At 60.6% G+C, this 23,401-nt stretch carries 20 protein-coding genes and 2 pseudogenes; 4 read left to right on the top strand and 18 right to left on the bottom strand.

Features of this window, described 5'->3' with window-relative positions:
- Nucleotides 1-233: 233 nt before the first annotated feature.
- From FQS62_RS22265 to FQS62_RS11180, 15 genes and pseudogenes are all read right to left on the bottom strand, one after another.
- A complete protein-coding gene (locus FQS62_RS22265; protein ID WP_328424304.1) occupies nucleotides 234-560 on the bottom strand; it encodes a bestrophin family ion channel in 327 nt (108 codons plus the stop codon).
- Nucleotides 466-1,125, bottom strand: a pseudogene (locus FQS62_RS11245) (bestrophin family protein); the annotation flags it as partial. The gene FQS62_RS22265 and the pseudogene FQS62_RS11245, both read right to left, overlap by 95 nt.
- 153 nt (nucleotides 1,126-1,278) lie before the next feature.
- A complete protein-coding gene (locus FQS62_RS11240; protein ID WP_180855153.1) occupies nucleotides 1,279-3,300 on the bottom strand; it encodes a cache domain-containing protein in 2,022 nt (673 codons plus the stop codon).
- 9 nt (nucleotides 3,301-3,309) lie between these two features.
- On the bottom strand, nucleotides 3,310-4,707 hold the full coding sequence (locus FQS62_RS11235; RefSeq protein WP_099596072.1) for a sigma-54-dependent transcriptional regulator: 1,398 nt from the start codon (nucleotides 4,705-4,707) through the stop codon (nucleotides 3,310-3,312).
- A 686-nt stretch (nucleotides 4,708-5,393) separates the two neighbouring features.
- Nucleotides 5,394-6,053 (bottom strand): annotated as a pseudogene (locus FQS62_RS11230) (ATP-binding cassette domain-containing protein); the annotation flags it as partial.
- Entirely contained in the window at nucleotides 6,043-6,726 is a 684-nt protein-coding gene (gene modB / locus FQS62_RS11225) for a molybdate ABC transporter permease subunit (protein WP_005413347.1), read from the bottom strand. The gene modB and the pseudogene FQS62_RS11230, both read right to left, overlap by 11 nt.
- 3 nt (nucleotides 6,727-6,729) lie before the next feature.
- Nucleotides 6,730-7,473 (bottom strand): molybdate ABC transporter substrate-binding protein, encoded by a 744-nt coding sequence (gene modA / locus FQS62_RS11220; protein WP_180855157.1) that lies wholly within the window; start codon nucleotides 7,471-7,473, stop codon nucleotides 6,730-6,732.
- Nucleotides 7,474-7,560: 87 nt separating this feature from the next.
- Entirely contained in the window at nucleotides 7,561-7,920 is a 360-nt protein-coding gene (locus FQS62_RS11215) for a hypothetical protein (RefSeq protein ID WP_032966746.1), read from the bottom strand.
- A complete protein-coding gene (locus FQS62_RS11210) occupies nucleotides 7,917-8,483 on the bottom strand; it encodes a molybdenum cofactor guanylyltransferase (RefSeq protein WP_180855159.1) in 567 nt (188 codons plus the stop codon). Before FQS62_RS11210 ends, FQS62_RS11215 begins: the two co-directional genes overlap by 4 nt.
- The gene (locus FQS62_RS11205; RefSeq protein WP_125895995.1) at nucleotides 8,449-8,967 is read right to left on the bottom strand and encodes a molybdenum cofactor biosynthesis protein MoaE; all 519 of its coding nucleotides are present in this window, start codon (nucleotides 8,965-8,967) and stop codon (nucleotides 8,449-8,451) included. Before FQS62_RS11205 ends, FQS62_RS11210 begins: the two co-directional genes overlap by 35 nt.
- Nucleotides 8,968-8,970: 3 nt before the next feature.
- Nucleotides 8,971-9,231 carry a MoaD/ThiS family protein gene (locus tag FQS62_RS11200; RefSeq protein ID WP_017354494.1) on the bottom strand — a complete coding sequence of 87 codons (261 nt, stop codon included), beginning with the start codon at nucleotides 9,229-9,231 and terminating at the stop codon, nucleotides 8,971-8,973.
- Nucleotides 9,231-10,484 (bottom strand): molybdopterin molybdotransferase MoeA, encoded by a 1,254-nt coding sequence (gene glp / locus FQS62_RS11195; protein ID WP_180855161.1) that lies wholly within the window; start codon nucleotides 10,482-10,484, stop codon nucleotides 9,231-9,233. Before glp ends, FQS62_RS11200 begins: the two co-directional genes overlap by 1 nt.
- The gene (gene moaCB, locus FQS62_RS11190; RefSeq protein ID WP_043396339.1) at nucleotides 10,484-11,479 is read right to left on the bottom strand and encodes a bifunctional molybdenum cofactor biosynthesis protein MoaC/MoaB; all 996 of its coding nucleotides are present in this window, start codon (nucleotides 11,477-11,479) and stop codon (nucleotides 10,484-10,486) included. The genes glp and moaCB overlap by 1 nt, the downstream gene beginning before the upstream one ends.
- An 8-nt stretch (nucleotides 11,480-11,487) precedes the next feature.
- Nucleotides 11,488-12,528 (bottom strand): GTP 3',8-cyclase MoaA, encoded by a 1,041-nt coding sequence (gene moaA, locus FQS62_RS11185; protein ID WP_226053464.1) that lies wholly within the window; start codon nucleotides 12,526-12,528, stop codon nucleotides 11,488-11,490.
- Between the two features lie 31 nt (nucleotides 12,529-12,559).
- The gene (locus FQS62_RS11180) at nucleotides 12,560-14,833 is read right to left on the bottom strand and encodes an FdhF/YdeP family oxidoreductase (RefSeq protein WP_180855164.1); all 2,274 of its coding nucleotides are present in this window, start codon (nucleotides 14,831-14,833) and stop codon (nucleotides 12,560-12,562) included.
- Between the two features lie 570 nt (nucleotides 14,834-15,403).
- Here FQS62_RS11180 and fdhD point away from each other — a divergent pair.
- From fdhD to cydB, 3 genes are all read left to right on the top strand, one after another.
- Nucleotides 15,404-16,171: a formate dehydrogenase accessory sulfurtransferase FdhD gene (gene fdhD / locus FQS62_RS11175; protein ID WP_219630294.1), complete on the top strand. Its 768-nt coding sequence runs from the start codon at nucleotides 15,404-15,406 to the stop codon at nucleotides 16,169-16,171.
- Nucleotides 16,172-16,280: 109 nt separating this feature from the next.
- Complete coding sequence (locus FQS62_RS11170; RefSeq protein WP_208043161.1) at nucleotides 16,281-17,669, top strand: cytochrome ubiquinol oxidase subunit I; 1,389 nt, start codon at nucleotides 16,281-16,283, stop codon at nucleotides 17,667-17,669.
- Nucleotides 17,670-17,680: 11 nt separating this feature from the next.
- Nucleotides 17,681-18,694 carry a cytochrome d ubiquinol oxidase subunit II gene (gene cydB, locus FQS62_RS11165; protein ID WP_208043160.1) on the top strand — a complete coding sequence of 338 codons (1,014 nt, stop codon included), beginning with the start codon at nucleotides 17,681-17,683 and terminating at the stop codon, nucleotides 18,692-18,694.
- Between the two features lie 2,288 nt (nucleotides 18,695-20,982).
- Here cydB and FQS62_RS11160 read toward each other — a convergent pair.
- From FQS62_RS11160 to FQS62_RS11150, 3 genes are all read right to left on the bottom strand, one after another.
- Complete coding sequence (locus FQS62_RS11160) at nucleotides 20,983-21,432, bottom strand: phosphatase domain-containing protein (protein ID WP_099596085.1); 450 nt, start codon at nucleotides 21,430-21,432, stop codon at nucleotides 20,983-20,985.
- Nucleotides 21,433-21,638: 206 nt separating this feature from the next.
- Entirely contained in the window at nucleotides 21,639-22,073 is a 435-nt protein-coding gene (locus FQS62_RS11155; protein ID WP_180855168.1) for an NIF family HAD-type phosphatase, read from the bottom strand.
- Nucleotides 22,074-22,168: 95 nt separating this feature from the next.
- Nucleotides 22,169-22,969, bottom strand: coding sequence for a hypothetical protein (locus tag FQS62_RS11150; protein WP_180855170.1), 801 nt, complete (start codon nucleotides 22,967-22,969; stop codon nucleotides 22,169-22,171).
- 95 nt (nucleotides 22,970-23,064) lie between these two features.
- Here FQS62_RS11150 and FQS62_RS11145 point away from each other — a divergent pair, with 95 nt between their 5' ends.
- The gene (locus FQS62_RS11145; RefSeq protein WP_180855172.1) at nucleotides 23,065-23,310 is read left to right on the top strand and encodes a type II toxin-antitoxin system RelB family anti-toxin; all 246 of its coding nucleotides are present in this window, start codon (nucleotides 23,065-23,067) and stop codon (nucleotides 23,308-23,310) included.
- Nucleotides 23,311-23,401 lie beyond the last annotated feature (91 nt).

Raw genomic sequence — 23,401 nt, 5'->3', positions numbered from 1 at the left:
CACTTACGCTCCTACTGGCTCATTCTTGATCGTTAGAGGAACTATTCCCGTCTCACAGATTCCATCCCATATGTGCGAACGGAATCAAGGGGGCTGTACGAATGCTATCTTTGGGCGAGTTCCTTTCAGGTGAGCTTGGCAATCCATGCCTGACTAGCGCTAGAGCATGAGCTGGCACATCGTTACATGCCGGAGCGGCCTCAGAAGTGCACCCACCGCCCTCCGATCACGCCTCACCCCTCCCTACCTGGCTGCTGTACCGACTCGTGATCGACCGCAGTCAGAGCCAGCGTAGACATTAGCTCTGTCTCGATCGTCCTCTGCATTGAGTAGATCGGGAGCGCGTTCGGTGCGGCACTGAATGGCTCCTCCAGCTGACGGCCCAGCGCATCCAGACCAAAAAAACGTGTACGCCACAATGAGTACCGGTAGAAAGGTCCACCACCCCAACGTTCCTGCCAGCGCAAAAGGAAGCGTTGTGCAGAATACGATCGCAGTCCGGTGAAGCAGCAGCGAATACGAGAATGGAATCGGAGTATTGAGTATCCTCTCGCACCCACCCTGGATACGAGCCAAGCTGGCAAGCTGCTTATCCAGCACCGAGTACTGAATCGAGTCGATCCTTCCCTCATGAGCCAGATGGGCAAGCTTCAAGCCAATGCCCTGGAGCACAGCGTCCGTCGGATTCGGGCCTTGTGATGCTTTGCCAATATCCCACCAAGGTGCGATCGCATGGGCTTCGTCGGCCCGGCGCAGTCGAGAATAGAGGCCAGCACTGAAGCCACACAGGCCTCGCAGGATCTGTGCTCGGCTGTTTGGATCGAGCAGGGTCGTCTGTCGGGCTATCGAACGACACGCTATGACCAGGTCGCCCCAAAGGTGCCTCGCCTCCCACCATCTGGAATAGCAAGCGTTGTTTCGAAAGCTCATGAATACGGAAAGTGCGATGCCAATGAGCGTGAACGGAACGGCACTGAAGCGAGCAAAGATTCCTGGATGCTCCGTTGATGCGAGCACCGCTCCTGCGGTCACAATGCTAATCAGTAGTAGATGCAATGCGATCCTGGGCAGGATGGTACCCCTGACAGCAAACGCAACGTCCCACAACGTCGGCTGCCTTCGCATTCTCGTTTCAACATCTGGGAGACGGTGTGTCATGCCAACCTCTGATTCATTGATCGACTGCTGGCGTCGATACGGCCAAGCAACAAATTCCTTTCACTTGAGTTCGAAATGCGAATGACATCACGCCGTTCGCATGACACTGCTACAGCAGGTCTAAAGCAGTTCATCGTCGGCAGCCTCGGGCATCCATAGTTCAATGACGGTCCCTGTCAGGCCGGTTCTCTCTACAGACAGGCTGCCACCGTGGCGGTTGGCAAGCATCTGACTGATGGAAAGACCCAGCCCGGTACCTTGACGATGTTTGGTCGTAAAGAATGGCTCAAAAATTCGGACCAGAATGTCCTGAGGAATGCCGCTTCCAGTATCTGATACTCGCAAAGCGACGCCAGGGTGACCATGAACGTCGTCAACGTCCAACGTCGCCAATCCCAGCGTTCCACCCTTCTGCATCACATAGATTGCATTGATCATGAGGTTCACAAGAATTTGCTGCAGCTCGCCCCGATTGCCCGCTACGAGCCGTGTGGACAGGAAGTTCTCCTCTATCTTCACGGGATGGCGCTTGATGAGGTGTTGAATCAGGGGCAGCGTCTCCAACATCAGCGTGGCAGGCTCTAGCAGCTCACTATGACCGGAGTACTCACTGGGCTTGGAGAACTGCAGCAACTTGGAAACAATGGCGCTGATACGCCCAATCTGATCCTCAATGAGGTCAATCTCTTCTCCAAACCGCTGACCCTCGGGCTCCCTGATCGAGTCACGCAGAAGCTCGAGGTTCCCCTGCATGACGGCAAGCGGATTGTTGATCTCGTGCGCTATTCCTGCTGCGATCTCGCCAATTGTTGCCAGCTTCTCAGTGACAATCAGGTGCTGGGTCGTCTCTTCCAACCGTCTATTGGCTAGTGCGAGACCAGCAGTTCGCTCCTCCACCCTGGAATTGAGCTCCTCGTTCCAGGCGACCAGCTGTCGTTCCTTCTCTTCCAGCTGACAGAGCAGTTGGTCCAAGTGCGAAGCGACACGTCCGATTTCATCATTGGATGCCCCTGCTCCGGAGCGAGCACTGCGGTCACCCGCCTTGACCCGTCCAATTGCCTGATCCATTCGCTCAAGTGGCTTGAACACGCCGCGAGCGATGTGCAGAAAAAGGGGTACGGTGATGACTGCAACAAGCAGGCAACCGAACACGATCGCTCCGATGGAATTTCGACGGGCCGTGGTGAATGGTTCCTCCAGAAAGCCCACGAAGAGCATACCAATGGGTACACCCCGGCCATTGAGAATGGGCATATAGCCGGCGATGTACCAATCATTGACTACGTAGGCTCTTGCCTGCCAGGTCTTTCCCTGGCCCAGCACGGCCTCGGCCACTTCAGAAGACACCCGGGTCCCCGACGCCGGGTTCCCTCCCGCCAACAACGCATTGGTGCTGATGCGGGTATCACCAAGGAAGATGGAGGCTATCCCTGTTGCGCCAGTACGCAGGGCCTTATCTCGGTAGACAAGATCAGTGATCTGCTTGATGAATTCGGTGTTGTGGTTCAGCAGAGTACCCGCAATCAAGACGCCGACCTGATTGTTTGGCAGTGCAACCGGCGTTGCAGCTTGAATCATTAGGCCCCGCTTCTCACTCTGGGCCGAATCGACAGGATTCCTTGCGTTATGCGGACGAATGACCTCGGCCCGTGCGGCGAGCTTTGGGGAGATCTCCATCAGATCGTCCCGGCTTACCACCCCCACCTCCACGCTGGACGCTCCCTTCAGGGCCTTTTCGATGACTGACCAGTCCAAGTCAAGCTCAGCTGGCGAGGCCGGCTCGCTACTAGCCAACAAGCGACCGTTTGAATCCAACAGTGCGATGAAGTCTAGTGAACCACCTTGGGCTTTCGACGCCAGTAGGCTGCCAAGCTCTGCATTCTTGTTGACCCCCTGGCTAATGACGCCATGGAAGCTCTGCGAATCAGCAATCGCAGCCAGCGTCGCGCGGTCGTTGACGAGCAGCTGGTTCATGTACTGTCCCGCAACTTTCAGGTCCCCGCCAACCTTCGAGGCGAGCAGTCGGTCGAAGCGCAAATCCCATTGGTAGATGAGTCCGCCGACGATAGCCGGCAGGATCACAAACATTGGAAGGATCGCGATTAGAAGCAGGCGGAAGCGAACTGAGCGCGCTCGGTTCATTGCAGATTCCTAGGCTGATACATTCCAACTGGAGCACTTACGATCAATCGTCTTTCGCGATATGCCCAAGATCGTGGCCGCTCTTTCGCGATCTCCGCCAGTCTCACGAAGCACTGCAAGGATGTGCCTGCGCTCGACCTCCGAGAGCAGCCGGCTTCGTGGGTCAGAGAGTGACTCCAACCGCTCAAGCTGAGTCGGAAAGTGTCCGAGTATCAGGCTACGCTCAACGTAGTTGTGAAGCTCGCGGACGTTCCCGGGCCACGAGTAGCTCTGAAGATATGCCCGGGTCCTTTCGTCGATCGGAATCGGTTGAAGGCCAAGCTGCAGCCCCAGCTCACGCATGAAGCCCGCCGCCAGCTCCAACACATCAGCGCCGCGGTCATGAAGGCGAGGAAGCGACACCTCGAGAACGTTGATGCGATAGTAGAGATCCGACCGGAATGTTCCATTCTTCACTTCCGCAACCAAATTCTTGTTGGTTGAGAAGATGAATCTGACATCGATCGGAATCTCCCGATCTGCGCCAACTGGTCGTATCCGTCTATCTTCAAGCATCCTTAGCAGCTTTCCTTGGAGAGCCAAGGGAAGATCAGCGACTTCGTCAAACAGCAATGTTCCGCCTTCTGCATAGGCGACCAGTCCTTGGCGAGACGAGTTCGCTCCACTGAACGTTCCTTTGAGACTCCCGAACAGTTCAACGTCAATCAACTCGCTGGGAACAGCTGCACAATTTATTGGAATGAAAGGATGAGATGCCCGAGCGGACAACGCGTGCAGCGATCTTGCGGCAACCTCCTTTCCAGAGCCGGATTCTCCAGTGAACAGCACGCTACTGGGCAGTGGTGCGACCTTCGCGATCAGATCCTTGGTGGCCTGAATCGCACGCGAGCTACCTGTGAGCCTGTCTCGAAGCGCAGCTGGTGCACCGGAGCCATGTAGCTCGTGACGGAGAATGGCATTCTCGCGCCGTAGGCGACCGCGTTCCAGGCAGCGCGATATAGCGGCCAGCAACTGATTGGTTCTGAAAGGCTTGAGAAGAAAATCAGCCGCTCCCGCGCGGATAGCGCCGATAGCGGAATCCAAGTCTGCGTACGCAGTAATCAGAATGAAGTCGGCCAAGACCCCTCCCCTGCGCTGGTCCTCCAGCCACGCGATGCCACTCTTCCCTGGCAACACGTTGTCCACAATCACGATGTCAAAGTGGCGCTCCGTCAGATGCTGCTCCGCTTCAATGGTGTCAGCTGCAGCTTCCACAGCTTTGCATCGCGGTCGCAAGGCGCGAACCAAGAAGCTACGCATGCCAGGTTCGTCGTCAACGATCAGTATCGATGAGCGCGCAAGGTCCGGCCAAGCAAGATCGCCGTTTGCGCGCTCTTCGGAAGATTGGTTGGCGCTCTTTGGCGTCATGTTTCCCTCAGTACAAGTGAAGCGTGGCTAGTTCCGTCGATTCGTGGTCGAGTTCATTTCGATCTCTCGACCGCTAGATGACGGGTGACATATCGAACAAAACACCCCCTCTCACGACGTAGGACGTTGTGCACCAAAGGCCAGTCTTAGACGTTCAATGCTGTCGACCTCAGTCATATGCCAATCCGGAATTCTTGCCCTACGAGCCTCGTATCGACCTCTTGGTGGCCAAACGGACCGGGGGACTCCTCGCCATATTGCCCAGAGCGCCAATGGCCTCCGTGCCCCTCCAAGCCCCTCGGCGGTCGGCCGCCACGGGAGGCTGGAGAAGTCTCGCTCCCTTCGAGCGGATCATTACGCCAATTCGGCCATATGGGAAGCGCTGGGTGCGCGTTGTCCCCGCCTCGGCCGGAGCCACGCAGCGCGGCCAAGCGCGGGCGAGTCGATCCGCCTTGCAAGAAGGTCCAGGCCCTACCGCTCGCCTACCGGCATAGAGATGCCTATGCTCCAGGGTCGTCTCCCATTTGCGCGGCTCGCGGGCAGATGTATCGTGGCTTTGGGCTCTCTGAGTCTCCGACCGACTGATGGTTGCTCTTCCCCTCAAGACCCGGGCTTGTTGGGGAGCTGACTAAGGATGGTAGAAGGCGGGGCTGACGGGTCGGCCTCTGACGCGAGCCGGGAGGAGAGATCAGTCGCCCATTTTCGATGTGGGCGATCTGGCCCCCAAATATCTCAATGTCGTTGGGATCATGGCTGATCAGCAACAGTGGAATGCCGGCCCCGTCCAGCACGGCCTCCAGCTCCTGCCGCAGGTGCTGGCGAAGATCATGGTCCAGCGCGGAGAACGGTTCATCCAGCAGCAGCGCCTGCGGCTGCGTCACCAGGGCGCGCGCCAAGGCGGTACGCTGGCGTTGGCCACCGGAGACCTGCGAGGGCAGTAGATCGCCCACCGTGTCGATGCGGAATGCGTGCAACCACTGCTCCACTGCATCGAAGCGCTGGCCGACCCGCGGATTCAACCAGCCCTTCTGCAGACCGAACGCCACGTTCTGGCGCACGCTCAGATGCGGGAACAATGCGTAATCCTGGAACACGTAGCCCAGCCGGCGGCGTTGCGGCGGCAGATCCACGCCGGTAGCCGCATCGAACAAGGTCTGCCCCTGCAGCCGTACATGCCCCTGGCCCGGCCGTAGCAGCCCGGCCACCGCCTTCAAGGTCAGGCTCTTGCCCGCGCCCGAGGGTCCGAACAGCACCACCTGGCGTTGCGTGCACTGCAGCGATACGTCCAACACGAAATCCTGGCCGGCCGCCTGCAGGCGACGCTGCACCTGCAGGTCAAGCCACATCGCGCAGCTCCCGGCGACGTCCGCCTACCAGCCGCGCGGCCAGCAACAGGATCACGATACAGACCACCGAGGTCAGGATCACCAACGCGTTGGCCTTGCCATCCTGGCCGGCCTGCACCGCCTCGTAGATAGCGATCGACAGCGTCTGCGTGCGGCCGGGAATGCTGCCAGCCACCATCAGCGTCGCGCCAAACTCGCCCATCGCGCGCGCAAACGCCAGCAACAGCCCGGCGAGGATGCCGCGCCAGGCCAGCGGCAACGTGATGCGGAAGAACACCGCCGCTTCGGACACCCCCAGCGTGCGTGCGGCCTGCTCCAGCTGCCCGTCCACTTCCTCGAACGCCGCGCGTGCCGGCTTGAACACCAGCGGCAGCGAGGCCACCGCCGCAGCAATCACTGCAGCCTGCCAGGTGAACACCAGGTTGATGCCGAACCACGACTGCAGCCACGCGCCGATCGGGCCGTTGCGACCGATCAGCACCAACAGGTAATACCCCAGCACCGTCGGTGGCAGCACCATCGGCAGGGTCAGCAGTGAATCCAGCAGCTCACGGCCGGGAAATCGCCGCCGCGCCAGCAGCGCGCCCAGTGCCACGCCCAGCACCAGATTGATCGCGGTGGCCCAGCCGGCCACCTTCAGCGACAACCACAGCGCGCTCCAGTCGAGATCCATGCCTCAGGGCTTGCCGAACCCATGCTTGGCCAGGATCGCCTGGCCCTGTGCCGAACGCACGAAAGCAGTGAAGCGCTTGGCTTCGGCGGGCTGCGCGCTGACCTTGGTCACCGCCAGCGGATAGGCAATGCGCCCCGTCACCGGCACCGCGAAGGCACGGCGCACCCGGTCGGGCATCGCCTGTGCATCGGTGGCATAGACGAAGCCGGCGTCCACTTCACCGCGAGCCACGTAATCCAGCGACTGGCGCACGTTCTGCGTGGTGATGGTCTTGCCCTGCACCGACGGCCACAGGCCCGCCGCTTCCAGTGCACCCTTGGCATAGCGGCCGACCGGCACACTGTCCGGGTTGCCCAGTGCGATGCGCTGCACGCCGGCACCAGCCAGATCCCTCAGGGTACGCGGCGCGGCCTTGGCCTGCGGCGGCACCACCACCCACAGCGCGTTCACTGCGAACACCTCGCGGGTACCGACCGCCAGCAGGTCCTGCTGCTGGGCCTGGTCCATCGTGGTTTCGTCGGCCGACGCGAACACATCCACCGGTGCGCCGCGGCTGATCTGCTGCAGCAGCACGCCGGACGCGGCGAAATTGAAATCGACCTTGGTTCCCGGGTGCGCCTTCTCATAGGCGGTGCCCAGTTCGCGGAAGCTCTCGGTCAGGCTCGATGCCGCCGACACCGTCAGCTCGGCCGCCCAGGCCGGCACCGTGGCCAGCAGTCCCAGCAACAACAGTCCAGCTCGTTTCATCATTGGTTTCCCCGTTTGGTTGGGTTTAGATCGGTTTCACCGCCTATCCTTGGCATCGCAGGCGCTACATAGGTGGCCCGCCCAGAGCTAGGCAGAGGGTGCACGACGGTGCGGACCTCGTTGGCGCAGGCTGTCTCGTACATCCACATCGAATTGAAGCTGCAGCGAGATGTCATCACCCAGCGCGATGCCAAAACCAAGACCATCACGACAGGGCAAACGTGATGCCAAGGACTGAACCGCTTCGCGAGGAAGCATCAACCGGCAGTACTCGCTCCCCTCCAGAAGCACCGCCTGTTGCCCTGCATGCAGTGATAGCACCATGCCCCAGCCGCGATCGCCGCCGAACCGCGTCAGGTTCTCCACCGATTCGCCGGCCAGCAACTGCGCTAGCTCCTCTTCATCAACGCGCAGACGAACTGCCTGCCGCTGTAGCTGGACTTTCATGATGCAATGAACTCGAGCTCGGTTGGGGTGTTGCAGTTGAGTAGCTGGTCGTATTCGCTATCCGCCAGTGGCAGCTCGATTGCGCCCAAGCGTTCTCGCAGGGCGCGTAGCGAGCGGTGCGCCGCCGGATTCTCGATCAATTCCCGCAACACATGCCGGCAATGGTCATCAATCTGCAACCGCATCGGCAGGGGTTCTTCCGCAAACAGCACACAGGCAGCCGAAGGCGCATCACGTAACCGTTGTAGTAACGCCGGGGTCACATTGGGCGTATCCACCGGAAGCACCAGAGCGGCAGCGTCCGGCATGCACATGGCCACACTGTAGAGCCCGCCCAACGGGCCGCAGCGTGCCACGCGATCAGGAATGCCACCGAAGGCCGGGTAGTTGCCACTCACCCATACCCTTTCCGCACCTGCCTGTCGCAGCAGGCCACGCATGTGCTCTAGCAGGGTTCGCCCGTGCCACGGTAGCAGCGCCTTGTCACGGCCCATCCGGCTGGAAAGACCACCGGCCAGCACGATGCCGTCAGTGGGAATGTTCGTGATCGTGTGCACATTCATGGGCATTGTCATGAGCTTGCGTGGGTTCGTTATCCGCATGGCAGAGACTGCAGCCTTCGGTCCACTCGCTGTCGCCGTCCTCGTAATGCTCCTGCTTCCAGATCGGGCACTGGTGCTTGACCACCTCGATCAACTGCCGGCAGGCGCGGAACGCCTCGTCGCGGTGCGGGCTGCCGGCAGCCACCACCACCGCCACATCGCCAATGCCCAACCGGCCCTTGGCGTGGGCCACATACAGCTTCAGCTTCGGACCAAACGTCGCCTCGACCTCGGCGGCCAGGCGCTTGAACTCGTTCAACACCAGCGGCTCGAACAGGTCGTAGGTGATCCCGGTCACCGGCCGGCCGATGTTGACGTCGCGCACCTTGCCGATGAACACGTCGATGCCGCCGAAGCCCGGATCAGAGACCGCAGCAATGCCCTCGGCTGGATCGATCGCCGCCTGCGCGCGGTCCACCACCTTCGCGATGATCTTCTCGCTCATCGCTCAGCCCCCGCTCACCGGCGGCAGGATCGCCACCCGGCCATCGTCGGGCAGCGCCTCGTGGTCGCGCAGCACGCGTTGCTGGTCGGCGAACGCCGAATAATCCAGCAGGCCGGCACGGAATCCCGGCCAACGCACCGGCAGCAGCTCGCGCAGCGCCTGGCGCAGATCGGCCACGGTGCCACCGGCCACATCCACGGCAATCTCGCGGCTGGCATCCAGATCGGAAAACGCACCGAACAACTGCAGATTCACCTGTTTCATCATGACTCCTGGCTCACCAGCTGCACCGGTTCGTGGTGACCCCAGCCCTGCACGCGCACGTAGGTGCCGGCGCTGGCCAGGTCACCCTCAGCCTCCAGCACCACCCAGGCGTTGGCCTGCAGCATGGACATCAAACGGAACGACTCCTGCCCGGACAGCACGCGCGCACTCAGGCGCCCCTGACCGTCCATTTCCACCCGCGCACGCGCGTGGAAGCGCAGGCCCGGCGGCTTGCGCACGTCGGCCTGCAGCGGCAGCTGCAACATGACTTCCGGCGCCAGCCCCAACAGGCGGCGCAGCACCGGCTCGACGAAGAAACGCTGGCCCACAGCAGCGGAGACCGGGTTGCCCGGCAGGCCGAAGTACAGCGCGCCATTGGGCAGCACGGCGAACAGCAGCGGCTTGCCCGGGCGGATCGCCACCTTGTGGAACACGATGCGCGCACCACGGCCGCGCAGCGCATCGGGAACGAAATCGTAGCGCCCGGCCGACACCGCGCCGGTACTGATCAGCACCTGCGCGCCCGCGGCCAGCGCTTCATCCAGCACCGCATTGAACGCGACCACGTCGTCGCCCACCGTGCCCTGCCAGACCACCTCGGCACCGGCGGCCTGCAGGCGGCCGACCAGGTACGGTCGGTTGCTGTCACGGATCTGGCCGGATTCCAGCGCCTGCGCCGCCTCGGTCACCAACTCTTTGCCGGTAGCGATCACTGCCGCCTTCGGCCGCGCCACCACCGCCACCTGGCCCACGCCGATGGCATGCAGCAGGGTGCGCGCATTGATATCCAGCACCTGCCCGGCCTGCAGCACGCGCTCGCCTTCGCTCACGTCCTGGCCGCGCAGGCGCACATGCTGGCCCGGCTTCACCGATGCCTTCAAGGCGATGCGGGTCGGGCGTCCCTCCTCGCTGGCGAGGATCTCCACGTTCTCGACCGGCACCACCGTATCCAGCCCGGACGGCATACGTGCACCGGTCATGATTTCCCATGCACCCTCGCCGCCTTCGGCGCCGGCATCGCCGGCCGCCTGCCAGCCCTGCACCGCGAATTCGGTACCGGCCTCGAACGTCGCGCCGTTGGCGCGCAGCGCGAAGCCGTCCATTGCCGAATTGTCGAACGGCGGCAACGACTGCCCGCTGTGGATGTCACTGGCCAGGGTACGGCCGCCGGCCTCATGCAGCGGCAGGCGCTCGGCCGGCAGCGGCGTGGCTGCGTCCAGCAGGTGCTGCAGGGCTTCGCTGTAGGCAATCATCAGTGGCCACCACCCTCGACCATCGCCAGGGCATGGCCCAGTACCGGCGCCAGGATGTCCAGGCACTGCGCCGCCGCCTTCGGGCTGCCGGGCAGCGCGAACACCAGCATGTTGCCCAGCTGCACCACCTCGGCGCGGCTCAGCCAGGCCATCGGCGTGTGCTGTGCACTCAGTGCCCGCACCATCTGCGCCAGGCCATGCACCGGCCGCGCGTTCAAAGAACGCAGCGCCTCCGGGGTCAGGTCACGCGGGCCCAGCCCGGTACCGCCGGTACACAGGCACAGGCGCACGCCCTCGGCGGCCAAGGCCTGCAGGCGGCCCGCCAATGGCTCGATGCCATCGGGCAACACCTCAGCGGCCACCACCTCGCCGCCCAGCTTTTTCAGGCCGGTCACCAGGGTCGGGCCAGAGATATCCTCATAGGTGCCGTCGCTGGCGCGATCGCTCAGCGTGATCACCGCGCAGGCCGCGCCCTCCAGGCCCTTCGGCGCACGCGGCTTGAAACGCGTGCGCTCGGCATCGTCCATGCCGTCGGGGTGCAGCCAGACACCGCGCTTGCCGCCTTCCTTGAACAGCAGGCGGATACCTTCGATGCGCAGGGCCGGTTCCACCGGCTTGCTCAGGTCGTACAGGGTAAGCAGCGCCGCGTTGACGCCGGCCAGTGCCTCCATCTCCACGCCGGTGCGCGCCTCGCTGGCGCACTCGCACCACACGCGGATCGCCTGCCGTTCCGGTACCGGCGCGCAGAACACCTGCACCAGTTCCAGCGGCAGCGGATGGCACAGCGGCATCAGCATCGAGGCCATCTTGGCGCCCTGCAGGCCGGCAATCTCGGCCATCACCAGCGCATCGCCCTTGGGCAGGCGGCGCTCGACGATCAGCGGATAGGCCACTGGACCGGCATGCAGCTCGCCCACCGCCACCGCACGGCGGCGGGTGATGCGCTTGTCGCGGACATCGGCCATATGGAAGGCCGCATTCAATTCCCCACTCATCGTGTTGCTCATCCTCCGATGGAAGCCAGGTGCGGGGTCAGCCCGGTCTGGCCCTGGTGCAGTCCATGCCCGGCCGCTTTCAGGCCAAGCTGTGTGGTGATGCGTGCCAGCAGCGCGTCATGGTCGTCGTCGCTCTGCAGCAGCGGGCGCAGCGGCACGCCGAACTCGCCGAACAGGCACAGCCGCAGGTCGCCCTTGGCGGTCACCCGCAGGCGGTTGCAGCCCTTGCAGAAGTCGCGCGAATACGGGGCGATGATGCCGATGCTGCCGCGATGGTCGGGGTGGCCGAACTCGCGTGCCGGGCCGGCATCGGCCGCGCGCGGACGCTCGTGCCAGCCAGCGGCCAGCAGCTGCTCGATCACCACGTCGGCACGCAGGTGGTGGCGCTGGAAATAGGCTTCGTTGTCGCCGGTGCGCATCAGTTCGATGAAGCGCACGCTGAAGGGGCGGTCACGCAGGTAGTCCATCCACTGCGGCAGCTCGTCGTCGTTCAGGCCGCGCAGCAGCACCGTGTTGAGCTTGATCGCCGGCAGGCCAAGTGCCTGTGCCAGGGCCAGGCCCTGTTCGATCTCCGGCAGGCGGTCATGCCCGGTGATGGTCTTGAAGCGTTCGCGCTGCAGGCTGTCCATGCTCACGTTCAGCGCGGTCAGGCCAGCCCGGTGCCAACCCGGCAGGCGCCGCGGTAGCAACGTGCCATTGGTGGTGATGGCCACCTTGCGGATGCCCGGCACCGCCGCCACGGTGGCGATGATCTCATCCAGGTCCTTGCGCAGGCTGGGCTCGCCGCCGGTCAGGCGGATCTTGCTCATGCCCAGCGCGGCAAACGCACGCACCAGGCGCGCGATTTCATCCACCTGCAGGAAGCGCGGGCGGCCATCGGCCTGGTAACCGTCGGGCAGGCAGTAGCTGCAACGGAAGTTGCAGGCTTCGGTCAACGACAGACGCAGGTACGGAAAGCTGCGTCCGAAACCGTCGGTGAGTTGGCGTGGATGACCTGCCAGTGCGCCCTCACCTACCGGCTCTGGCGCCCGAATGAGCTCGGCTGACATTCTTAGTCCTCCCTACGACATGCCGGCGCAATCACTGTGAAATGACCACCCTGACCGGGATCGACTTCGCCGCGGGGGTACCACTGATGCGATCGAAGTAATCCAGAGGTAGCAGTGGATTGAGTTCAGGGTAGTAGCCCGCAATCGCGCCACGCGGCATCGGATAGTCAAGCACAGTCAACCCATCGACCCGCCGGCAGACGCCATCACTGGAGATCGTCTCGAGGCTCACCTGTTCCTCCTTCCCAATCCCTCGTGCTACTCGATCTTCCAGGTTCATGAAGAGGATCATTCGATCGTTGTACACACCGCGATAGCGATCGTTGTAGCTGTAGATTGTCGTGTTGTACTGGTCATGGGAGCGAACCGTGGCCAGCCGAAGCATAGTGGGATCCTCGACCAGGTCGTTCACTTCAAGACCCGGCAACACCAGAATATTGGCCTTCCCGTTAGGTGTCGACCACTCACGGCGGCGCGGCGGAATGTCCAAGTGGAAGCCACGCGGCGCCTGGATCCGTTCATTGAAGTCTGCGTAGATGCTGGGATAGACCGCCGCGATCAGCTCACGAACATGGTTGTAATCGTGCATGCAAGCTGCCCAGTCGACCTTGCTGTCCGGCAGTGTTGCCATTGCCATGCGGCACACGATCTCAACTTCCGGAAGAACATGTTCACTCACAGGCTCCAGTACTCCACGGGATGCGGTGACATTCGACATGGCATCCTCGATGGTGACAAACTGCTCACCCAGCGGGGTATGGATCCACTCCGAGCGCGCCACCACCGGTAGGATCAGCGCCTCCTTGCCATGCACTAGGTGGCCACGGTTGAGTTTGGTGGCGATGCCAACCGTAAGCTCAAGACCACGCATTGCCCTGTAGGCAATTTCGGTATCAGGAACAGCATGGATGAAGTTCCCGCCCATGCCGATGAAGACCTTGGCGGTTCCAGCCAGCATCGCCTCAATAGACTCAACCACATGGTGCCCATGTTCGCGCGGCGGTTCGAACCCGAACACGTCGCGAACTTGGTCCAGGTAGCGTTGCGTCGGCTTCTCATCAATGCCGACGGTACGGTCGCCTTGCACGTTGGAATGGCCGCGAATAGGAGCAATGCCCGCCCCGGGCTTTCCGAAGTTGCCGCGCAGCATCAGCAGATTGGCAACCTGCTGCAAAAGGCGAGATCCTTGCTGGTGCTGGGTCAGGCCCATGCCATAGCAGATAATGGTCGCACGGGAACGGATGTAGATCTCTGCACAACGCAGAATCTGCTCCTTCTTGATCCCGGACACTTGGACGATCTGGCTCCACTCCAGGGACATCACTTCTTCACGCAATGCCTCCAGCCCGACGGTGTGCTCGGTCAGGAATTCGTGATCGAGAACAGACTCGCCGGCCGCTTCCCGCTCGAACATAGCCTTCATGATGCCCTTGATCAGGGCCAGGTCACCGCCGATGCGAATGTGTACAAATTCACTGGAAATCGCGGTGGAGCCAAACGTGGCCATCTGCACGACGTCCTGGGGCTCGGCAAAGCGAATCAGCGCACGTTCCGGCATAGGATTGACCGCGACAATTGGAGCATTACGCTTCCGCGCCTCCACCAAGTTGGACATCATTCGTGGTGAGTTGGTGCCTGTGTTCTGGCCGATGACGAAGATGGCCTCAGCATGCTCAAAGTCATCGAGCACGATAGTGCCCTTGCCGACGCCAATTGCCGGCGGCAACCCCCGGCTGGTCGGCTCGTGGCACATGTTCGAGCAGTCCGGGAAGTTGTTGGTTCCGAACTCGCGCACGAAGATCGAGTACAGGAACGCGGCTTCGTTCGGCGTCCTCCCCGAGGTGTAGAACTCAGCCTCATGCGGGCTGGACAGGGCCTGCAGGTGTCGCCCGATCAGCGCGAAGGCTTCATCCCAGCTACAAGGAACGTAATGGTCGGTTACCGGGTCATATCGCATCGGCTCGGTCAATCGACCCTGCATCTCCAGCCAATAGTCGGACTGCGCCATCAGCTCCTGGACAGTGTGCTCCGCGAAGAACTCACGCGTGGCGCGATGCTTGGTTGCCTCCCATGCCAAGGCCTTCGCACCGTTTTCGCAGAACTCCAGCTTCTTGGTGTGATCTGCATCCGGGAAAGCGCAACTGGGGCACTTGAATCCCCCAGGCTGATTCATCGACAAGAGCGCTTTAGATCCCTTGGCAATGACGCTCTGCTGCATCAAAACCTTGGCGGTTGCACCGGCGGCACCCCAGCCACCGGCAGGATGGTCGTAGGCTTTGTAACGGGGGATCTTCTGCTCTGACATGACAGGCACTCGCAGCATGCAATTGGGAGTGGGAAAAGTTAAGCACGCGACGCCCGCCCCTTCCACGGACAGTATGTCCACCCTGCCCAGACAAGACGTCCGGCGTACACGCCGGGCCTCGAATCGAGGCACTGGTGTCCGATACGAGCGCCTCAACGTACCCGAAGCGCTCATCCTGGCCCTCGCCACGAACAGGTCTTCACGCCACCCGCCATCGATTGTAACTATCTAATTTATCGGACGTTTTCTAGCTACAGACACCTCTAGCGGACAGGCGGACCACAGCCCCTCGAGCAGAATGTCTGATCAACTCAGCCAAACTGTCCATCTGCGAACATTTGTAAATTTTGACCGCAGCGGGATGTACGCCTTGGGATACTCTCCGCACTGTCAAACCACTAAGAAGTCCCCGACCCGAGGGACCCTGCACGCCCAGATCATCGTTACCGGCTTCCCTCCCCGCCAGGCCTCATCTCCATGCAAGCGCCCAGCCCAGTACCTGCCAACGAGCCCTGCGGCATCGCATATCGAAGAACTCTTCGGTGGCGTGGTGGCGAGCGCGGCTCAATCATGGACAGCGTTGCCGAAGAAGTGCCTGTCGCGATGCTCTACAACGACAATCCGTTCTCGGTGATGATGGCCAGCCCAACGGACCTGGAAGACTTTGCGCTGGGCTTTTCCATGACGGAGGGAACAATTTCTGATCCCTCCCAACTTCTCCGGATTGAAGTGAGGCCATCGCTGGAAGGCATTGAGCTGGCGATGGAAGTCACAGATAGTGCGCCCATCGTGTCAATGCCCAACGACGCCACCCGCAACCTACCCGGGCGTAGCGGTTGCGGGCTATGTGGAGCTAGTCGACTGGAGCAAGTGCTCAGAATGCCTTTGCCAATCGACCGACCCACCACCTACTCCGCCTTGGCGCTACGCGTAGCACTGTCCTCGCTAAAAGGGCTACAGCCAATGAACGAGGCTGCCGGCTCAACCCACGCAGCAGCATGGGTTCTCCCGGACGGAGCTATCGAAGTGGTACGCGAAGACGTAGGCAGGCACAACGCACTAGATAAGCTCATTGGTGCAATGAGGCGCTCATCGACTTCAACCAACGAAGGTCTCGTGCTTCTATCTAGCCGTGCTAGCTACGAAATGGTGAGTAAGGCCGCCTATGCAGGCATGGCGATCGTTGCAGCGGTATCGGCACCCACAGCCTTAGCCATAGATCTCGCAAAGGCCGCAGGGATCTGTCTTGTCGGCTTCGCGCGCTCGGATGGCTTCAACATCTATTCACACCCCCAGCGCCTACTCGATTTGGAAGCTGCACACCTAGCAGCCGTATGACGCCAGATGACGCCTGCCGTGCAATGAGCAAGGATCTCCGCCGATGAAATTGCTAGGCACCATCGGAACTTGAGCCGCTAGCCACCACCCACCCCCTATTGGGATCGTTATGGACGCCCTCCTCCTTTCCCGAATTCAGTTCGGCTTTCTCATCAGCTTCCATGTGCTCTTCCCTGCCTTCACCATTGGCTTGGCCAGTTGGCTTGGTTTCGTGGAATGGCGCTGGCTTCGAGCCCGCAACCCGGTGTGGCGGGATCTGTTCTTCTTCTGGCAGAAGATCTTTGCCGTGTCCTTCGGCATGGGCGTGGTAAGCGGTATCGTCATGGCGTTCCAGTTCGGCACAAACTGGCCTCGTTTGAGCCAGATCGCCGGAACCGTAATCGGCCCCCTACTGACTTACGAGGTCCTGACAGCCTTCTTCCTGGAGGCAAGTTTCCTCGGAGTGATGATGTTCGGCTGGGGGCGAGTATCACCACGCCTGCACTTCTTTTCCACATGCATGGTCGCACTTGGAACGCTCTTTTCAACGTTCTGGATTCTTGCCTCCAACAGCTGGTTGCATACGCCTGCGGGCTACGAAATGATCAACGGAGTGGTCCATCCGGTTGACTGGTTCGAGGTTGTGTTCAATCCATCGTTCCCCTATCGACTGGCCCATATGGCAATAGGGTCATTCATAACAACCTGCTTCGTGGTGGGTGGTGTTGGCGCCTGGTACCTGCGGCGTAAGGAGCACGTCGAAGCCGGCCGCAAGATGCTTGGGGCGGCTGTGATATTTGCGGCCATTACCGTTCCTGTTCAGATTTTCGTGGGTGACATGCATGGTCTGAACACCCTCAAGCACCAGCCGATGAAGATCGCAGCGGTAGAGGCTCACTGGCATCAGGGCCAAGAAGGTGAAGGAGTTCCGCTGGTCGTCTTCGCTGTACCAAATGAGAAGGAAGAGCGGAACGATCTTGAGATCGCGATTCCGCGTGTTGGCAGCCTCATCCTGACTCACTCCATGGATGGAACCTTCGCACCGCTGACATCCGTACCGGCGAGCGAACGACCTCCGGTCACGCCTGTGTTCTTCGCATTCCGGATCATGGTTGGGATAGGCACCCTCATGCTACTGCTCGCCTGGCTTTCTGCTTTCACCCTGGCCCGCCGTAAGCTGTTCGATTCCGGGGCCCTGCTGCGCGCTTGGAACTGGATGCTTCCAAGTGGGTTCGTTGCTTTGGTGGCCGGCTGGTTTGTCACCGAGATGGGGCGCCAGCCTTGGATTGTCTATGGCGTTTTGCGAACGGCTGATGCCGTGGGGCCGCAAACGGCCTGGATGACAGCGATCTCACTCGCGGTCTATGTCGCTGGATATGCGTTCGTATTTGGTTGGGGCATCTGGTATCTGGTCAAGATCCTCCGACATGGCCCACATGCCCAAGACGGAAGTCCGTCGCTAGAGGGTGGTGATCGCACACCTGCACGGCCTATCTCGGCCGCTGATCAATCTCTCTGAGGAACGCTGACATGGACTCGATGACCTGGTTGCCCATCGCCTGGTTCGCCGTCATCAGCTTCGGCGTCCTGATGTACGTCGTCCTCGACGGCTTCGTACTCGGTATTGGCATTCTCGCGCCCTTTGCCGAGAATGAAGAGCAGCTCGATGTGATGATGAACACCGCTGCCCCAATATGGGATGGCAACGAAACCTGGCTGGTGCTCGGCGGAGCCGGATTGCTAGCAGCGTTTCCAACAGCCTATGCAGCGCTTCTTTCGGCCCTGTACCATCCAGTACTTCTGCTGCTTGTATCATTGGTTTTCCGGGGGGTCGCCTTTGAGTTCAGGTTCAAAGCCCATCGCTCCAAGAGACTTTGGAGCGTGGCTTTTGGCCTTGGCTCGCTTCTGGCCGCGTTCTCTCAAGGAGTGATTCTTGGCACGGTGGTGCAAGGCGTGCCAATGACTGGTGACACCTACGCTGGCGGACCATTCCTATGGTTCAGCCCCTTTGCCATGCTTACCGGAGCAGCCTTGGTTGCCGGCTACGCCTTGCTTGGAGGCACCTGGCTAATCTTGAAGACCGAGGGGCGAACCCACGCACTTGCCAGGCGCCTGACCCGCCCCCTGGTGGTCGCCGTGATCGTGGCCATGGGGCTCGTAAGCAGCTGGCTGCCGTTCCTTGATCTGCGACTAATGACTCGCTGGTTCAGTGACGGGAATTTCTGGTGGCTGTCCCCCGTCCCCCTTCTTACGCTCGCCGTGGCAGTGGCGCTGTGGCGCGCGGAGAAACGCCCCACTCATGATCTTGCCCCTTTCCTACTGAGCCTGTCGTTGTTTGTCCTGGGCTACCTAGGTCTCGTACTCGGCATGTGGCCGTACCTGCTCCCGCCCGGATTGACGATCTGGGATGCAGCAGCGCCAGTGTCGTCGCTTGGCTTCAGCCTGGTCGGCTTGGCGGTCATGCTTCCGGTCATCCTGGGCTACACCGCCTGGTCATACCGCGTTTTCCGCGGCAAAGTGAGTGCGAGCACGAGCTATCATTGAGCGTGATATACCACCCATTCGCCTGAAGTGGAGAATGGGCTCAACTAAAGCCCGGAAAGGGCGAGTAGAGGTTCGGTGGTGGCCGACTCATGAACTGAATGTCACTGGACTATCTTCAGCTAAGCCGAAGGTCGAATGCCACCGCCTCTGGCCCTCGACTTGACTCAATCAGTTAGCCAATACGCCCGGCCTCCCAGAATCGTGTATCGCCCTAAGACACACAGGACGTGATGAGTGAGGCCTTCAGCCGACCCTGAATCGTATGCCTTCGGATCGAACTGACTTGAACGAAAGTCGATGATTCACGGTGACGTGGTAGAAGAACGCCTCACACCAACGAAGCCGCCTAGAAAGAAGGACTACATCATGTATGGGGCCGCTACGAGATAGCCACCGGACAAGAGTGAGTGGGTCCCGTCCCGACAGCATGGGGCTAAGTAGCTCAACAGTAGAGCCTCTGGCCAACGCGCAAACCCACGGCCGTACGGATCTTAACCATAGGTGGAAGCCCTCCCGTTCAAGCCTATGCCTTTCAGCAAGCTCCGCTCTGAGCTGACGCCGGCGAACCTGGCGGGCTATCTCCAAGTGTGCCGAGTACTCCCCCTTGCCATGATAGGCAACCTTCAGGACGTAGCCCCGGGCCCTGGTGGGAATCGGTGAGTACGAAGCTCGAACACGCGCAAAGAAGTACCCCGCGAAAACGGCAGTTGCGACGAGAACAGCATGAAGTTCGCTCGGGGCGATACGGTATCCACTCGCAGTGAAGAACTGGACGCAAACAAGCCCATCGCAACCCGTAGGAATCAACGTTCGATACAACGTCGTCCCGGGAACATACAAGAGAAAAATGAAGCCATAGGCGCACCACTTCCAGCAATGAACTCGCTGATCCAGCACCGGCTCCCAACTGAGCTCTCTTTTGGGGCGGCGCAGAACGTAAGCGCCAATGAAGAGCAGCGAAGGAACGCCCAATAGCAGCAGCAGGTCGATGATCTTCTGAATTGTGTACATGGCAGGGTACTTAGAACGTCGCTCCGGAGCTCCTGGGTAAACGGGATGCCATCGCCTGGATTCGTGGCCGGGACGAACCGCTAGGAGTCTGGACAGGGCTGTATCGGCCGCGCGACATGGAACTTGAACCACTGATTCGTCCATGCTCAATGGCCTACTCGCGCTCCTCGGCATAGCACGGCTCCCAAAGAACCTAGAACACCGCTGGAGGAAGCGACGGGACTTTCACTCACAACTCCACCGCAGCCACGGACAGCAGTGCTGCGATATCTGAAGATCAGATAGACGCGAACTGGCCTCGCTGCTATGCTGGTGAGCTAGGCGAGCGATCTGAGAGACAAGTGGCCTATGTTGTCACCCAACCGACCCTCATTTCGCATTGGCCAGAGTTGGACGATTTCGTTCGTTCAATCGGCCCGTTCTTAGCCTGCGCCTGGTGCGCACTGGAGCGCTCAAGGACCGTAAGCGGGCCTGTTGCCGCCGAGGGCTTGGCCTCAGCCGCACTCGATACGCTTGCCTCACTTCGCGTACTGCAGCGCATTCCCATCGCAGCCCCCAATTCCGGGGCGAGGTCCTTGTATGAGCCTCTGGCATGGACCTATCAGGCCGCTTGGTCACGTCAGGACGTGAGTCTGGAGGCCAGGTTGACCAGTACGCTTACCCGATGGGCTGCCGAATGCTCGTCCACTGCCAAACGGACCTTGGGAACCTCGCTCGCAGAGAGCGAAGCCCGTGCATACCTGGCCAATCTGCTACGCAAGTATCGGCTATCTCCCACGCTGGGCAATGGCCTGAGATCGACCCAGCTCCCGGAGTGGAATGCACTGAGCTTGGGACGCAAGAGGTATGTACTGTGGGCCGGCATGCGCAACGTTGCGTCGGAGTTCCTGAAAGCTGATCTGGACGAGGAGGCCGCCCGTCGGGTACTTGATCGAGAGATCAGCAGGAGATGCACTTGGCTCGTTAGCCGAGTTCAATCGGGAGCACTTGACCCGACTGACTTTTGCTTCGTGCCAGGCCATGGCTGGCGTCAGCCGTTGATCTTGGACGTGGCGATGGAGACCTTTATCCCTCTGGGCAGACAGTACTGGCTGCAGCCAAGTAGCGACTGGAGGCTTTAGCGGATACTCTCCGCGCCGCGTCCACTAGTGGGCGCGCGACCCAGCGAATCCGGTGTCAGCGGTCAACTAGATCGCGTAGGTATCGGTGGCGCCAATAGCCAGGGCCTGGCCTTGAACGACTGATGAGCTCGCCACGCGTTTGATCTGGAAGGCCAACTACGAGCGCAGTCCCTGTGCCCATTGCTGCAGGAACTCCTCCTGGACAGCGGTCTCGATGGCACCCGGCCTGACACGTCGCACCGAGCCAATGGCAGCCTGCGCTGTTCGCTCAGCCCCTGACTGCAGTAGAAGCATCGCTGCGACAGTGCCGGCTCGCCCCAGCCCACCCTTGCAGTGGACCACAATGCGCAGGCCCGAATGCAAACTCCGAACGAGCATTGACCCCAGTACTGGCCATCGTTCGAGCAACCTCTGGTCAGGCGCTGCGCCATCCGTGATTGGAAGGCCATGCCATGAGATGCCCTGCCCTTCAACCACTTGAGGCAAGCACTCGATCCGCAACTCACTGAACTCCCACGGCTCGAGTAGCGTAATCAGGTGGCTGGCTCCCCAACACTGAATCACAGAGACATCCACATCGATGTCTCTCGCCCATGCCCCCGTCATCGCAACTTCTTGGTACTTACCTGGCGCGAAGGTCACACCAATAGCCCCTCCCCTTTCGCCAACCGGGAGTTCCGCGATAGCTAAAGGGTGGGTCAAACTTGTTCGAATCATGTCGGATCTCCTGAACGACAGCCCATTCCTATGCAGCAACCGGCGCTGCTGGCTGGAAGAGCTGCACCCGCCAACCCACTCACTAAGCACACCAACTACAACGGAACAACCAATCGTTCCTTCAGCATCTCAAGGGCCACTTCCAGGCCGGCGTCATCCGCGTCATATGGAGCGCCGAACAAAGAGACCTCAATCCAATAGCGCTCCTGCCCCGGATGGATGTAGTCCGAGTGATCGTCCAGCAACAGCGCTGCACCCAGGATCGGAGACACATACCGGAGGTCCTTCGTTGCCCCTCCCCAGAATGTATATGGCAACTCAGCGAACCAGCCTGGCGCGCCCCCTTCCTCGACCAGCAGCCGCGAAATCCTGCGGAAAGCTGCCTCAGGGACCGTGGTGTAGATGACCAGATGCTCGAAGAGTTCATGAGCGACCTCAAGGAACTGATAAAGCCCTGGGCGTGGAATCTGGCTGACAGCATTTGAGATCAGCGTCCCCTCGAGATCGAGAGCAAGGATGGTCGGTCGCATTGAGCGCTAGGATCCTCATCAGTAGTTGGACACTTTGATCTGGAGCGTTCCGCGCTGCGCTTGGTCATCGGACGCAGTTGCGGAACACCAATGAGTCAGATATCTGAGAACTTCTCGGCTTGCTTAAGCTGATTCTCCAGAGACTGGATCTTTTCCCTATAGTTGGCAGCTATGTAGGGCTTGTCATTGAAGTCCAAAGCCGTCTGAGGAATTAGTTCGAGCTCGACTCGCGTTGAAGACGCTTGTCGAATTGCCAGTGTCGACCACGCATCATCACCTTTTACGAAGCCAACATTGAAGCGCGCCGTGACGCCATGGTTCGGCTTGAGGCCATCAATCGATCTGAAGTCGCTGTGCACCCGCGACTTTGCCGTGGGCTGAGCTTCGCCATTGATGTAGAGCGTCGCCGCCCAGCTGGCCTGGCTGAGCGCCAAAGTTGAGCCATTGGCAATTCGCGCCTCAATGACCGGCTTCGGGCCAAAGAAGCTGTCCTCGATCCGTAACGTTGCGCCACTCGCACGCACTCTTTCTAGTTCGGTGATCGTCGGCCGCTGCGCGTTGGCCTGCTCCTGCAGAGCAAGAATTTCTTTTGGATGGGCATCCCTAATCTGCTTGATGTGCCCCCTAACCACCTGTCTTACAGATGCATTCGGGTAGGCCTTGTTCAGCTCAGCCAGATCAAGGCCGGCAACGGCCCAGTTGAAGGCATCCCGCTCATGGGCACTCAGCTCGGCGTCAATTGCGTCAATCGACGCTCTGTATTGCTCCTGCGTGCCGTCAGTGACCATCTTCCTGTCTACTGGACCGCCGCAGGCTGCAACTAGGACCGTCAGAGCAAGCAGCAAGCCCTGCCTGCCCCAGCCAGCTGCGTCGCGTCGACATTGTTCGTTGATCATGCCCTTCCCCTGTCATTGAGAAGTACAGGATATCTGGTTTTTAGATATCGGAGAACTGGATATAGCTTCTGAAGCCGCTCAACCAAGGTGCGGCCGTGGCCAAGACCATCCATCGCAAGGAATACGCCGCCCTGATTGAGACCGTCAGAGACGCGCGCTTGGCTGCTGGCCTTACCCAAGTACAAGTGTCCAGCAAGTTGGGGCGCAGCCAGTCGTTCATTAGCGATGTTGAGACAGGGAAGCGCAGGGTTGACGTCGTGGAGCTTAGGGACATCGCGCACCTGACAGGCCGATCCCTAAGCAAGCTCATTGTCGACTTTGAGAAGCGACTCAAAGATTGACTTTACTGAGCTGGGCTCAGTCTTCTTCAGATGCGTACCACCAGGCTCACACCTAGTGCCGACCCCGCTCTCCCGCCCAACGAGCATGCGC

The sequence above is a fragment of the Stenotrophomonas sp. SBJS02 genome (genome assembly GCF_020428325.2).
Classification (GTDB): domain Bacteria; phylum Pseudomonadota; class Gammaproteobacteria; order Xanthomonadales; family Xanthomonadaceae; genus Stenotrophomonas; species Stenotrophomonas africana.
This window is presented reverse-complemented; position numbering and strand designations above follow the sequence as displayed.